This window comes from Cerasibacillus sp. JNUCC 74 (assembly GCF_053667775.1).
On record NZ_CM132207.1, the window covers coordinates 3,594,700 to 3,607,677 of the forward strand.

Genomic DNA, 12,978 nt, shown 5'->3' on the forward strand with positions numbered 1-12,978 from the left:
GGTAAATCTGAATTTACTTGATCCAAGTTGATCATACCCTTTATCCTATAACCCATTGCACTTTTTACGCAAATTTAGGCAAAAAATTACTGCGGTAAACGTTCTAACAGTTGTGAAATAGGAAATTGGTGCACCTATTCATCCCCTGTTTAATTGTATTTGTTAAATATATTAAATATTGACAGAAGATTTGTAAAGAAATTTTTTAATCCTTAAATAGGGAAGGGCACGAAATGAGCTTTTTATTTTTTTAAATTCGCAAATCTTTACGATGGTGGAAAATAAGATTAGACAAGGAAGAAAATCATTCATGCTATACTAAAATAGTAAGCGTTTGCTTATTTCACACATCTAACGCGGCGGTAAGACGCCTCCTTCAGAGGATGGGGAGTACATATACTCAGAGAGATATCCATTAACAGGTAATCACTACAATCGACAAAAAGGTTATTTATTTACGTTATTAGGACAGAAAGGGGAAGAGGATTGCAAGCATTTTTAATCATTTTAAAAGATATTATTTTACCTGTATTTATTATCATGGGGATCGGTTTCTTTTTACAGAAAAAATTTCAGCTTGAGCTACAAACACTTGCCAGACTTAATATTTTCTTTCTTGTTCCTGGTTTTATTTTTGTTAAATTATATGATACACAATTTTCCGGTCGATTGCTCCTTAACATAGTTGTTTTCTTTTTCCTTTTAATTATCGTGCTTTATATCGTATCATCCATTGTTGCAAGAATGATTGGATTTGATAAAGGAAAAGCAACGACTTTTTCCAACAGCACGATATTTTTCAACTCGGGAAATTACGGCGTTCCCGTAAATGATCTCGTATTTAAAAGTGATCCATTGGCCATGTCCGTTCAAGTAATGATACTGACAATGCAAAATATTTTGCTGTTCTCGTATGGAATTTTCTCTCTGCAAGTGATTAAAATCGGCAAGCTTAGAGCGATACTAAGCTATTTTAAAATGCCAGTCTTATATGCTATGTTAGCAGGTATTCTATTAAATATTTTTAATGTGGCGATTCCCTCTTTTATTTGGGTTCCAGCTAACTATATTGCCGATGCCATGGTCGCTATGGCCTTGCTTACATTAGGCGCACAAGTTGCACAGCTACAATTGAGTAAAAGTCTTTCCACTGTATATGTAAGCTTAGTTATTCGTTTAATCCTTGGTCCAGTAATTGCTTTGGGTATTATTTACTTATTGCAAATCAATGGAATAATTGCACAGGCATTGTTTATTGCTGCAGCTATGCCAACAGCTGTTAACAGCTCCGTCATCGCACAAGAATACAATAATCATCCAGAATTTGCAGCTCAAATCGTCTTATTTTCTACCTTATTTAGTACGATTACGGTAACAGCTGTTATTTATGTTTCGCGAATTTTATTTTAAGGAGGAATTTCAAGAGGTTCTTTTGCTTTTTTGCTAGGAATGTATGTTGTAAAATAAGCAGCCACTATTATTAGACCGACAGTTATTGTCAAACTAAAGAAGCCAAAAAATTGAAACCAATAAGCGATGATATGGATTAACACTATTAAGAATAGTGCAATAGAAGGAATTGTACTTTTTAACCCACTAATCCCAGCCCGCTTTCTCTTTCTAACGGCGACAGAAAAAGTAATCACCAATATACCTGTTAAACCCTGTCCACATCACATCAGAAAGCATAAGAATACCTCCTTTTTTTGATTTTAGGTATTATTTTTCTTGATATATCTACACCGTTTAGAATCCGACAATGTCCCATCAAAGTCAAAAAACCTTATCCTTTTCTTGTTTAATTATGTAAAAACTTTCGCTTTGATCTAACTTATTTCCTTAAAAACATGAGCTCCTATTATAGGATGCATTGTAAAAAAACAAGTCCGTTTCAAAGTGTATCCAAGTAAGTTTTAAAAGTCTTGGTAATGTTCAACATTCATTTTTGTCATGAAGATAGCCGTATTTGTCATTATTTTATTTATAATAGGTATATCGGCCAGTATTTTATTTTACGAAAAACAATCCGAGTAAACCTAAATACTCGGATTGTTTGTATTGTGTTGATTAAAAGATGGCGATGATTAGTAATCCGTAATCTTTATTTCATGGACACACCAGTCAATATTAGCCGGGTTAATATAGCCCGTTTGCTGTTCCATTACATTTAAAACACCCATGGTTAAACCAAATTTAATCAAATCCGTTCCATCTAACTCGCGTGATATTCCACTTGCAAATCCTGCTATAACAGAATCCCCTGAACCAACCGGATTAATTACCTGAACTTCTGGAGAAAGAACACGGTATACGTTATCTTTGTATCTTACTAATGCTCCTGCTTCTCCTAACGTAACGACAACCCACGTGATCCCCTTAAAAATAGAGGACTTAAGTGCTTGTCTTATAGAATCTATAGAGAGATTGCGTTCCCCAAGCAGATCTGCTATCTCCTCTTGATTTGGCTTAATTAAATATGGTTTTTGGTTATTTTGTAAGGTTTGTCTTAGCGTGTCCCCTTTTGTATCCAACAGGACAGGTGTTTCTTCTTCGGCAGCAATTTGCAGCATTTTAGCATAATAATCGTTCATAAGCCCTTTCGGTAAGCTCCCAGAAATTGTAATTACTTTTGCCTGTTTAGCATAATTACGAAACGCAGCAAGAAATTTGTTTGCTTCTTCTTGGCTAATCTCTGGTCCGCTTTCTAGTATTTCCGTTTGTTTTCCATTGTGAATAATAGCAATACAATTACGTGTTTCACCACTTATTGGCACAAAAGAGTTTTGAATTCCCAATCGCATTAACTCTGAGCCAATAAAATTTCCTAAGCTGCCACCAAGAAAACCCGAGGCAGCCACATCTTCTCCAAGTTGCTTCAAAACTCTTGCTACATTTAACCCTTTGCCACCAGCTGTTTTACTAACATCTGAAACCCGATTTACGGCATTTTCTTGGTAATCTGGAAGCCGATATTGAATATCAACAGAAGGGTTCAACGTTATCGTTAAAATCAATGTCTTACCTCCTTATCCTCTTTCAGCTTATCGCATGTCATTTTTAGTCGATTTCCTTCTTTAAACCATGGAATCTTTTTTTATAAGCACATTCATGTACCATGTATTTAAATAATAGTTTCAACCCCTATTATGCTTTCCCATTACTCATACAAATGTTTATTTTATCGATTACTGCTTCTCGCATTTTAGCCTTTGCTGGTGCCATATATTTTCGTGGATCTGTCTCGTTTGGGTGTGCAACTAAGTGTTCACGCAGTCCTTGTGAAAATGGGATTTTTAATTCCGTAGAAATATTTACTTTTGCACAGCCTAACGAAATGCATTTTTGAATATCTTCTTTAGAAATACCTGAAGCCCCATGTAAAACAATTGGAAGAGATGTTAAGTTTTTAATTTTTTCTAACCGGTCAAAATCAAGATTAGGCTCGGTTTCGTATAAGCCGTGTCCTGTACCAATTGCTACTGCTAATGAGTCCACTCCGGTGCGTTCGACAAATTCTACTACTGTATCCGGATCTGTATAGGCGGCATCTTTTGCTTCTACAATCAAATCATCTTCTTGACCGACTAATTTACCCAGTTCTGCTTCTACTGTCGCACCATAAGAATGAGCTTTCTCTACTACTTTCTTAGTAAGCGCAATATTTTCCTCAAATGGATAATGTGAACCATCAATCATTACTGATTTGGTACCTAGTTCTAACGATTCGACAATCGATTCATACGTCTCATGATGATCAAGATGTAATGCGATTGGAATATCATGCTGTTTAGCAGCAACTTCAATCATTGCTTGAATATATGCCCGACCTGCATAATTCATTGTTCCTGGAGTTGCAGCTAAAATCACTGGTGATTCCATATCACTAGCTGTTTCAACAACGGTTTGAATGGTTTCCAAGTTATGAATATTAAATGCAGGTACCGCATACCCTTCTTTTCTAGCTTTTATTAACATGTCTTTTGTGTTTTGTACATGACCCATCTTTATTCCTCCTCTATTCAGTTGCTTTCCTTTGAAATTTCACTTCGCCATTTACTGCTACAGCATGTATCTTCAGTTCATTATCAACTACTACATAATCCGCATATTTTCCTGGATGGATGCTGCCAAGCTCGTGGTCACGTCCGATGCTTTTAGCAGGACTTAAACTTGCTAAATGCCAAACTTCATGTAAAGGGCGATGTGACCAGCTTTGTAGATGTATAACTCCATCAATCAGTTTCAAGGTACTTCCTGCTAGTGAACCTGTTTCTGTCCTAGCAATTCCATCCTGCATTACTACAGGAAATTCACCTAAATAATAATGTCCATCTGGCATTAAACCTGCACGCATACAATCTGTAATCAGTACAATCTTCTCGCCTTTCACCTGCCAAGCAAAATTGGCTACATCAGGATGAACATGGTGACCGTCGCAAATCAATTCAGCAAATGTATCGTTTGTCATCAAAGCTGTACCAGCAACACCCGGGTTCCGATGATGCAATCCAGACATGCCGTTAAACAAATGAACAAAATTTCTTGCACCTGCCTGAACTGCTTGTTTGGAACAGTCATAGCTTGCATCACTATGACCAATACTTACTAAAATATTGTAATTACTCAATTCCTTCATAAAATCAATGGCACCTTTTCGCTCTGGTGCAAGGGCTATTTTTACAATTGTATGATTGCTAAGCTGTTGCCATTGTTGGAACAAATCGATATCTGGATCACGAAAGTACTTTGGATTTTGCGCTCCTTTATAACGCTCGGTAAAAAAAGGGCCCTCAAGGTAAATCCCTTCCGATAAAGCACCTAACAGACCCTCGTTTGTTGCTTCTACAATAACAGATATGGCTTGTTCCAGTGCCTCAGTTGAAGAAGTTAAGGTGGTTGGTAAAAACCTGGTAACTCCTAAGGGCAATAACGCTTTAGAAATTTGATGGACTGCTTCCTTCGTCCCGTCCATCACGTCATAGCCGTTTATTCCGTGAATATGTGTATCGAACAATCCGGGAGCAATTGTATATCCACTCCAGTCGACAACTTCCGCCTCTTCCGGCAATGATGGACTCCATTCTCCAAATCGACCGTCTGTAATTGCGAGATAACCTGCTTCTAGCATTCGATCTTCTAACATAAACTGATCTGCTTTGATATAATAATTCATTCATATACTTCCTTTATTTATTAAGAATTGAAATTAAATTTTAAAATTTGTTAAATACCATCCATCGTTAGATTTTCATCTACACGTTCACTCTTTTTAATTTCAAAAGCTTTTATGTTTTCTTTCCCTTCATTTAAAGCAGTTTTTACAAAATCATCTAAAGGTTGATTTCTCTTAAACAAACAACTTAGTATCATTGGTAGATTTGTCCCGCCAATTACCCGAAGATCGTCCTTATACGCTGCGATCCGAGAGCTTACATTGAAAGGTGTACCCCCAGCTAGATCAGCAAAGCAAACCACTCCACTATCTGAATCCACTTGTTCAATAGCTTGCTGTAAAGATGTTTCTAATTCGACTGGATCATCTTCAAAGGGAACCATCACTAAATTTTCTACATCTCCTGCAATTAAATGGAGTGACTCTAATATTCCCTTTGGAAATGATCCATGTCCTGTTATTACTATTCCAATCATTCTGAATTCCCCTTTAAAATTAAACTTTTGTTTTCTTGCTTTTTTATTTACATGATTCCAAAATACGAACCAACCAGTCCGACAACTACTGTAAGTCCTATCAATACTAATGGTGAACGTCCTTTTTTTAATAACCAATAAACTAAAAGCGTATACGCCAAAGGCAACAAAGCTGGCATGATTTGATCTAAAATATCAGTTTGCACATTTAATTTTGCTTCTCCCTGTACCCATGTATAATCAATTTTGAAAGCAACATAGGTTGCAATTAATCCACCAACTACTGTTAAGCCTACGATCGAAGCGGCGCGTGAAACGTGTTTGGTACCTTCTTTCAACTTACTAATAGCTCTAACGCCTGTTTTATAACCGTAACTCATGAGACCAAATCGTACACCAAAATGAATAATATTGAATAGGATCAAAAATACAAACGGCCCAAACATATTACCATTTACTGCCAACGAAGCACCTATACTTGCAGTAATTGGTAGTAAGGTCAAGTAAAATAATGCATCGCCTATACCGCCTAATGGGCCCATTGTAGCTACTTTTATTCCACGAATGGCTTCTCTATCTTCCTTTTTTTGCTCCATGGCTAAAATAACTCCCATGATAAAGGTAACTAAGAAAGGATGCGTATTAAAGAACTCCATATGATCCTTCATTGCCTTGCTCAAATCTTTTTTATTCTTATGAACTGCCCTTAAACCAGGGAGTATAGCATACAACCAACCAGCTGCTTGCATACGTTCATAATTAAAGGATGCTTGTAACAACAATGATCTCCAAGCTAATTTTCTAATTTGTTTTGGCTGTAAGTCTTGTGCAGGAGTAATATCTTCATATTGATAACTATTAGATACCATCGGTTATCTCCTCCTCTAGGGCTGGGGATTGCTTGTGTTTATTTTGGTAATAATCATATAGTGCTATGGCTAGACCAATTAAAGCTATGGCTAAGATTGGTAATTCTAAATATGCTGCTAAAATAAATCCAACAATGAAAAACATAATATATTCGACCTTCATCATGATCCGTAATAACATTGCAAAGCCTATAGCAGGCATAATGCCACCAGCAATCGACAATCCATCAATAATCCATTGCGGAACTGTTTCTACAAAGGCTGCTGCTTTCTCTGCTCCAAAATAAATAGGAAGAAATGCAATGAGAGCATTAAACGTAAACAGAATGGCTATACCTAAATAATTTATTCTTTCAATACCTCTAGCATTTGCATCTAATGCATATTGATCAGCTTTGTGCATTACTGGTGCAAAAATAGTGAAAAATAGAGTAATTAAACCTTGAACAGCTACCGCAAAAGGTATGGCTACCCCAACCGCAACCTTAGGATCTTGACCAGCTATAACGCCAAATGCCGTACCAATCACACCACCAATAACCACATTTGGGGGTTGAGCTCCTGCTAACGGAACCATTCCCATCCAAATTAATTCCAACGTACCTCCAACTATTAATCCGGTAGTAACATCACCTAAAATTAAACCAACAACAAGCCCAGTAACAACAGGACGATGCGCATGCGTTAATCCAACATATAAATCAATGCCAATAATTCCTGCCCAGATAGCTATTAAAATGGCTTCTAGTAACATTTAATTTCCTCCTTCCACAAATCAAATTAGATCCATTATATTTTGACCTTTTTCATTAGGAACTCCTCTTACATCCAGAGTTACACCTAATTCATCAAGCCGTTTAAATGCTTCTATATCCTTTTCATCTACAGAAACCGTTGCAGAGATCTGTTTTTTTCCTTCTTCATAATGCATATTTCCTATGTTAATATGATCTATCGGCACTCCTCCTTCCTTTAATGTAAGGGCATCATGTACATCTTTTACGACGAGGAATATTTTTTGCCTTGGTGATGCTTTATGAATGACGTCAATGGTTTTTTGTAACGAAAAGTATCTCGCTTGAATAACATCTGGAAGGACCATGTCCATTAAACTTTGTTGTACTTTATCTTTTGCTGCCTTATCATTGGCAACTAATACTAAATTCGCTCCTAAATGATTTACCCATGTTACCCCTACTTGTCCATGAATTAATCGATTATCAATCCTTGTTAATAAAATATTTGGTGTTGTCATTTTATTCATCCTTTCTATAATTCAAATTTATATAAGCGCTACCAATACAGCTTCAATTAAAGACCTTAAAAGAGATGGATTAAAAGGTCGGCAAAAATAACACATCCAATTTCATCATTGGCTTGATCCTTTGTTCCATTAAAAAGAAAGCTATTTTTTCGCGCTTGGGATGGTGTTTTCAATGAAGCCTTCCCAAATGCACATGTACTTCATGCATCATGCTACTCCTTGAAATGACATCGTCTCGTGCTTCAACACACGTGACGTACTCGTGATAGCTTTGCAACAAGGGGGCCTAAGATTTAGCCGACCTATTCCTTTTCAATTTCTTTTTGAACATACATTAAAACAGCTACTATTTCTCTTCATAGTCGTAAATCGTTACACCTTTTACGACCCGATTAACCGATCCGTCTGGACTTGGATTATCAGGTGTAATTCCTAACTGAATCGACTTTTTCAATGCAAGGACTTGAGCAAATAGGATGTAAAGTATGGCTAAGTAAAAATCATTCCCTAACGTTTTTCCTTCAGGATTTACAGAAATGGCCCAGTCTGCTAATTTACTTACTTCTTCATCTTGCCTTTCTGTTAGCGCTATCGTCTTGATTGCAGTCGTCTCACCAGATAGCTCTCTTAACATATCCAGATCGTATTTTCTTGTATACGCATCTTGAGACAAAAATAGGACTACTACAGACTGATCATTTAAAATTGACTTAGGACCATGTCGGAAACCAAGTGATGACTCATGAACTGCTACTACCTTTCCTGCCGTGAGTTCAAGCATTTTCAACGCTGCTTCATGAGCTAATTGGCCAAGCGATCCTGAGCCTAAATAGACAATTCGTTCCATATCATGAGCGATTACTTCTTCAACAACTTCTACTACTTGCTTAACAAGCCGCTTACCATTCGCTATTATTCCTTCTATTGTATTATGGGAAATAGAGTGTTTAGAAAAAATCATATAACATGCTAAAATCATACTCGTAAAGCTACTAGTCATTGCAAAAGCTTGATCATGCGCCTTTTCTGGTGTAAGTATCGTTAAACTGTTTTCATCATGCTCCGTATTTTCAGCTAGTTGACCATTCGGATTACAGGTAATATTTACTTGATAAAAATCATCAATGATGTCCTTTGCTAGTTTTACTGCTGCCACACTTTCTGGACTATTACCTGATCTTGCGAAGGATACTAAAATAGTTGGTATCTCTTTAAATAGATAATGGGTAGGATTAGATACGATATCTGTTGTTGCAATTGCTTCAAATTGTATCTTACCTTGATGCTGCTTTTGCAGTTCAGGAACGAGTATATCTCCAGCAAAAGCCGATGTTCCTGCTCCCGTCATTACGACTCGTACTTGTTCATGCTGATCATAAATAGCTGTTAAAAAACGTTCAATTTTTGTTTGGTTTTCTACTACGATGTTGATAGTATCCTGCCAAATTTCAGGTTGTTGATAAATCTCCTGTGCCGTGTGCCCAGCCAAATTTTTTTGTAATTCTTTCTCTGTTAAGTGAAACATGTTATTCCTCCTTTTATCATGTGGTCATGTTGACATAACCAGTTAGTCTGTGGAAAAGCTCTATTGCTTTTTGTTTGCCCAATAGAGCTGTTTTACGTTAATTCAACTGTATAATCAAATTTATCTCCTCTGGCTACGCTTACCGTATATTCAATTAATTGGTCTTGGTGAAATGCAAATCGTTTAATAAGCATTGCCGGCTGCTGTACGGTTGCGTTTAAATAATCGGCTTCTGCGTCACGTAAATGAGTTGCTGAAAACTTCTCAACAGCTCTTGTTACAGTAATTTGATAATCTTGATAAAAGACATCGTACATCGGTTTTTCCATTAGCTGTAATTTAGTCAGCTTAGGAAATATTCTCTTTGGTAAATACGATGTTTCATACATGAGCGGTTCGTTATCTGCTAATCGTAACCGTACAACTTGAAATACTTCATCAAGTGGTTGTAAATTCATCTTTTCTGCCAACCGCTTTTCAACCGCAATTTCTTCAAACGATATTACTTGTGTCATTGGAGTTTTCCCCAATTTTTTCATTTCCTCTGTAAAACTATATAATTTGACTAAATTTTGCTCAAATGTTGCCGCTGCAACAAAGGTACCTTTACCATGTAATTTATAAATATAACCTTCTCTTTCTAACTCTTGAAGCGCCTGTCTAACAGTTATTCGACTAAGATTATACATACTGCAAAGTTCACGTTCAGATGGCAACTTTTGATGCTCTGTATATGTTTTATTTTCTATTTTTTGAATGATTTCTTCCATTAATTGTAAATATAAGGGCACCTTACTATTTTTATCCAAGCCTTCCTCCTACCTCTCTTACTAAGTGGTTATAACCAGTTGTCTTTAGTATAGAACATTTAGCTTCATATGTAAAGGGGTTACATTACTTCATTTTGAAAAATTTATTAAAACGATAACGGACAATCATGTTTCGTCCTAGACTTACTTTTTATCGAATTTTAAATATGACTCCCGCCTCTTGGTTTCCATTACAATTACAAGTTAAACTTTCGCAAAGTTTAAAACAAGGAGATTACGTTGTTGCTAATGAAACATTAAAAGAAATTTTAAACCATACTACTTCTATTCAAACTTCTATCTATATGACCAAAGCTATGGCATATGATCTTATTAATTCTATCTTAAAAGTCATTGCAGAACAAAATTTACTATATGATGTTGCTTATATTAAACAGCTTTTCAAGTTTCAAACGATAGATGAATTGTATAATACTCTTGATAAAATTGCTGTTTATATTTGCAAGGAAATGAATCAAAAGAAGCGCAATAAAAATAATCATCTCTGTCATAAGTTGATGAAGTACTTGCAAAAGGAATTTACTAATCCTGAGCTAAGCTTGGAAAAACTAGCGGATTATTTTAACTTATCTGTTCCCTATGCTAGTCGCTTTATTAAAGAACAAACAGGATATACCTTTACACAAATTATCTGGGAAATGAGAATGAAAGAATGCAAACGACTTCTATTAGATACTTCCATTCCTATCAAAGATATCGTTGCCCAGATTGGCTATTATGATGTGGCTAATTTTACTAGAAAGTTTAAAAAATCAGTAGGTGTTACTCCAGGTCAATACCGAAAACATCGAATCGATACCGCCCTTTAGTATCTTACCTTTAACATCAGAAAATTTTTGATTAGACATGAAATGAACCGAAGCTGGGACATAAGCAAATACGAAATAGCAAAACCGAACAATTCATTTATTATTGTTCGGTTTGTTTGCGTTTAGAAAAACTTGGCTTGTCGCCAAGTCTTTAGCGAACGCCATAGTTTTTCTTATACTATAAACCATAAAATTTTATACTTTACTATAGTACTAGGACAATTTTTTGTTCGTTTTTTAATCCATGTTTTCGTTTTATCCCAGCCCGTTTTTTTATTGAACAGTTAATGTTGATTTCATATCGGCATGACCTTCTCCACACGGTACATTACAATAAATTGTATATTCTCCTGGTTCATTAGGTGTAAAAGTTACTTTTCCATTTCCTTGAATGTTAACATCAAACTCATTAATCCCAATCCCATGCTGTCCTTCTTCATTAGTTAGCGATATTGTAATTTCTTCACCAGCATTCACAACATACTCAGGCTTATCAAATGTAAAGTTTGTAGCAGTCATATCGATTTGGTTCGTTGCATTACTCTCCGTAGCATCCGTTCCGTTAGCTTGCTCAGAATCATCTTCATCACCACAAGCAGCAAGAAAGAAAAGAAACAATAAAACAGCTGATAGTAAAACTTTTTTCAAAGCCAAATCCCCTTTCAATTATTTTTCAAATTGAATCATAATCCATAACTGTCCATTTTTTATCAAGGTTACAGGACAAATTTTTGAACATAGAGAAAAATATTCTATATACTGTTATTTTTCTACATATATCTAAGTGCTACAAATTAGAGCCTGTTTCGTTCGATACCATGAATAGTTCATGTTGGTCCAATTGCCAAACATGAGATACATAAAAAAACTAATCCTCTAATAATTGAATCAAGTTACCAACTATCGCTATATTCGAAAGTAGCTAACTTTCTTATATTATTTATCTCATCAGAAGGTTCCCGTTTGTAAGCTGCTGCTAACTGAGCTATTGTCCTTCTATTAGTAGAGGTTACGAAAGAGTTCCGCTCATAGAAATCTCCACTTGCAGAGGCAATAATATATTAAGGGGGTTGACCTCATCATCCAAGGGTAAAAAAGCCAAGGACTAAAGTTCGTTTTTATTCGGTGAGAGGACTAGCTTTCTTAAGATAGATGATAGAAAAAATTCTTGTTTTACTATTTTCATATTGGAAGAATGGATATTGTCTATTGTTCTCCGATTAATATTAGCACCAATAAAATACAGACCAATTGGATTAAGAATATCCATAAACTTTCCGATGATTTGGTTTTCGCTTCGCATATGCTCAAGCATGATAATCTTTCCGTTTGATTTCGTAACACGTCGAATCTCTTTAAGTCCTTGAACAGGATCTGGAACAGAGCAGAAGACACATGTAGAAATAACCGTATCAAATGTATTATCGGGAAATTCCAAGTTTTGAATATCCATTTCGAGTAATTGAATATCTACAGGAAGTCGATTTGCTTTTTCCCTTGCTCTTTTAAGCATGTTCGGGCTAAAATCTATCCCCGTCACTTGAACTTCTTTAGAATAGTACTTTAAATTAGTTCCTGTACCTACACCAACTTCTAGTACACTTCCATCTGCTTGTTGAATCAATTCCTTTCGCCACTCTTCTTTCATGATATGCTCCATTAAATCAAAAACACCTGATATACGATTGTATCTTTTTTTAATCGTTTCTGTTTGTTTATTCATCTTGAACTTCCTTTCAAATTGCTATTAGAGTCTGTTCAAAAAAGTTCGTTACAATGGATGCGACTTGTTTTGTTGGTGTCCATGTATGTAATTGTACATATTCTTCTCCCTGAAACAAAGGACGCATAGAGTCTAGGTCCTTTTTATCGTTCCTTCCACTGCTCATACTATTAATGAATCTTGATTGTTTTGAATATTTATGAGCGTCATAGCAAGGCGAAGCTAAACAGCCCTAGAATAAAAATCAATTTTTAGATACTATTCCCTTACTGGTAAATCATACACATAACAGATGAAGAATTTATGTGG

13 protein-coding genes are annotated in these 12,978 nt (G+C 35.7%); 2 read left to right on the plus strand and 11 right to left on the minus strand.

The window, feature by feature from the left end; genetic code table 11:
- Positions 1-486 precede the first annotated feature (486 nt).
- Positions 487-1,410 (plus strand): AEC family transporter, encoded by a 924-nt coding sequence (locus JNUCC74_RS16030; protein WP_454066110.1) that lies wholly within the window; start codon positions 487-489, stop codon positions 1,408-1,410.
- Positions 1,411-2,084: 674 nt separating this feature from the next.
- Here JNUCC74_RS16030 and JNUCC74_RS16035 read toward each other — a convergent pair.
- The 9 genes from JNUCC74_RS16035 to JNUCC74_RS16075 all read right to left on the minus strand — a co-directional run bounded on the left by JNUCC74_RS16035 (position 2,085) and on the right by JNUCC74_RS16075 (position 10,116).
- Positions 2,085-3,014, minus strand: coding sequence for a hexose kinase (locus JNUCC74_RS16035; RefSeq protein ID WP_077318416.1), 930 nt, complete (start codon positions 3,012-3,014; stop codon positions 2,085-2,087).
- Between the two features lie 130 nt (positions 3,015-3,144).
- Positions 3,145-4,002 (minus strand): class II fructose-1,6-bisphosphate aldolase, encoded by an 858-nt coding sequence (fba, locus tag JNUCC74_RS16040; protein ID WP_077318417.1) that lies wholly within the window; start codon positions 4,000-4,002, stop codon positions 3,145-3,147.
- Between the two features lie 13 nt (positions 4,003-4,015).
- On the minus strand, positions 4,016-5,173 hold the full coding sequence (gene nagA, locus JNUCC74_RS16045; RefSeq protein ID WP_077318418.1) for an N-acetylglucosamine-6-phosphate deacetylase: 1,158 nt from the start codon (positions 5,171-5,173) through the stop codon (positions 4,016-4,018).
- Between the two features lie 50 nt (positions 5,174-5,223).
- Positions 5,224-5,649 (minus strand): PTS sugar transporter subunit IIA, encoded by a 426-nt coding sequence (locus JNUCC74_RS16050; RefSeq protein ID WP_077318419.1) that lies wholly within the window; start codon positions 5,647-5,649, stop codon positions 5,224-5,226.
- 47 nt (positions 5,650-5,696) lie between these two features.
- Positions 5,697-6,518 (minus strand): PTS system mannose/fructose/sorbose family transporter subunit IID, encoded by an 822-nt coding sequence (locus JNUCC74_RS16055; protein ID WP_077318420.1) that lies wholly within the window; start codon positions 6,516-6,518, stop codon positions 5,697-5,699.
- Positions 6,508-7,272 (minus strand): PTS N-acetylgalactosamine transporter subunit IIC, encoded by a 765-nt coding sequence (gene agaW, locus JNUCC74_RS16060; protein ID WP_077318421.1) that lies wholly within the window; start codon positions 7,270-7,272, stop codon positions 6,508-6,510. The genes JNUCC74_RS16055 and agaW overlap by 11 nt, the downstream gene beginning before the upstream one ends.
- Before the next feature lie 21 nt (positions 7,273-7,293).
- Entirely contained in the window at positions 7,294-7,773 is a 480-nt protein-coding gene (gene agaV, locus JNUCC74_RS16065; protein WP_077318422.1) for a PTS N-acetylgalactosamine transporter subunit IIB, read from the minus strand.
- Between the two features lie 355 nt (positions 7,774-8,128).
- On the minus strand, positions 8,129-9,307 hold the full coding sequence (locus tag JNUCC74_RS16070) for an SIS domain-containing protein (RefSeq protein WP_077318423.1): 1,179 nt from the start codon (positions 9,305-9,307) through the stop codon (positions 8,129-8,131).
- 92 nt (positions 9,308-9,399) lie between these two features.
- Positions 9,400-10,116: a GntR family transcriptional regulator gene (locus JNUCC74_RS16075; RefSeq protein ID WP_245799707.1), complete on the minus strand. Its 717-nt coding sequence runs from the start codon at positions 10,114-10,116 to the stop codon at positions 9,400-9,402.
- A 128-nt stretch (positions 10,117-10,244) separates the two neighbouring features.
- Here JNUCC74_RS16075 and JNUCC74_RS16080 point away from each other — a divergent pair, with 128 nt between their 5' ends.
- The gene (locus JNUCC74_RS16080; RefSeq protein ID WP_077318424.1) at positions 10,245-10,946 is read left to right on the plus strand and encodes a helix-turn-helix domain-containing protein; all 702 of its coding nucleotides are present in this window, start codon (positions 10,245-10,247) and stop codon (positions 10,944-10,946) included.
- Positions 10,947-11,219: 273 nt separating this feature from the next.
- Here the strand turns inward: JNUCC74_RS16080 and JNUCC74_RS16085 are convergent, their stop codons facing one another.
- Together JNUCC74_RS16085 and JNUCC74_RS16090 are read right to left on the minus strand one after the other, a co-directional pair.
- Positions 11,220-11,594 carry a cytochrome C oxidase subunit II gene (locus JNUCC74_RS16085; protein WP_454066111.1) on the minus strand — a complete coding sequence of 125 codons (375 nt, stop codon included), beginning with the start codon at positions 11,592-11,594 and terminating at the stop codon, positions 11,220-11,222.
- 457 nt (positions 11,595-12,051) lie between these two features.
- Complete coding sequence (locus JNUCC74_RS16090; protein WP_077318427.1) at positions 12,052-12,669, minus strand: class I SAM-dependent methyltransferase; 618 nt, start codon at positions 12,667-12,669, stop codon at positions 12,052-12,054.
- Positions 12,670-12,978 lie beyond the last annotated feature (309 nt).

Coding starts and splice junctions, on each gene's coding strand:
- fba (WP_077318417.1), bottom strand. CDS start 4,002: ATGGGTCATGTACAAAACACAAAAGACATGTTAATAAAAGCTAGAAAA.
- nagA (WP_077318418.1), bottom strand. CDS start 5,173: ATGAATTATTATATCAAAGCAGATCAGTTTATGTTAGAAGATCGAATG.
- JNUCC74_RS16050 (WP_077318419.1), bottom strand. CDS start 5,649: ATGATTGGAATAGTAATAACAGGACATGGATCATTTCCAAAGGGAATA.
- JNUCC74_RS16055 (WP_077318420.1), bottom strand. CDS start 6,518: ATGGTATCTAATAGTTATCAATATGAAGATATTACTCCTGCACAAGAC.
- agaW (WP_077318421.1), bottom strand. CDS start 7,272: ATGTTACTAGAAGCCATTTTAATAGCTATCTGGGCAGGAATTATTGGC.
- agaV (WP_077318422.1), bottom strand. CDS start 7,773: ATGACAACACCAAATATTTTATTAACAAGGATTGATAATCGATTAATT.
- JNUCC74_RS16070 (WP_077318423.1), bottom strand. CDS start 9,307: ATGTTTCACTTAACAGAGAAAGAATTACAAAAAAATTTGGCTGGGCAC.
- JNUCC74_RS16080 (WP_077318424.1), top strand. CDS start 10,245: ATGTTTCGTCCTAGACTTACTTTTTATCGAATTTTAAATATGACTCCC.
- JNUCC74_RS16090 (WP_077318427.1), bottom strand. CDS start 12,669: ATGAATAAACAAACAGAAACGATTAAAAAAAGATACAATCGTATATCA.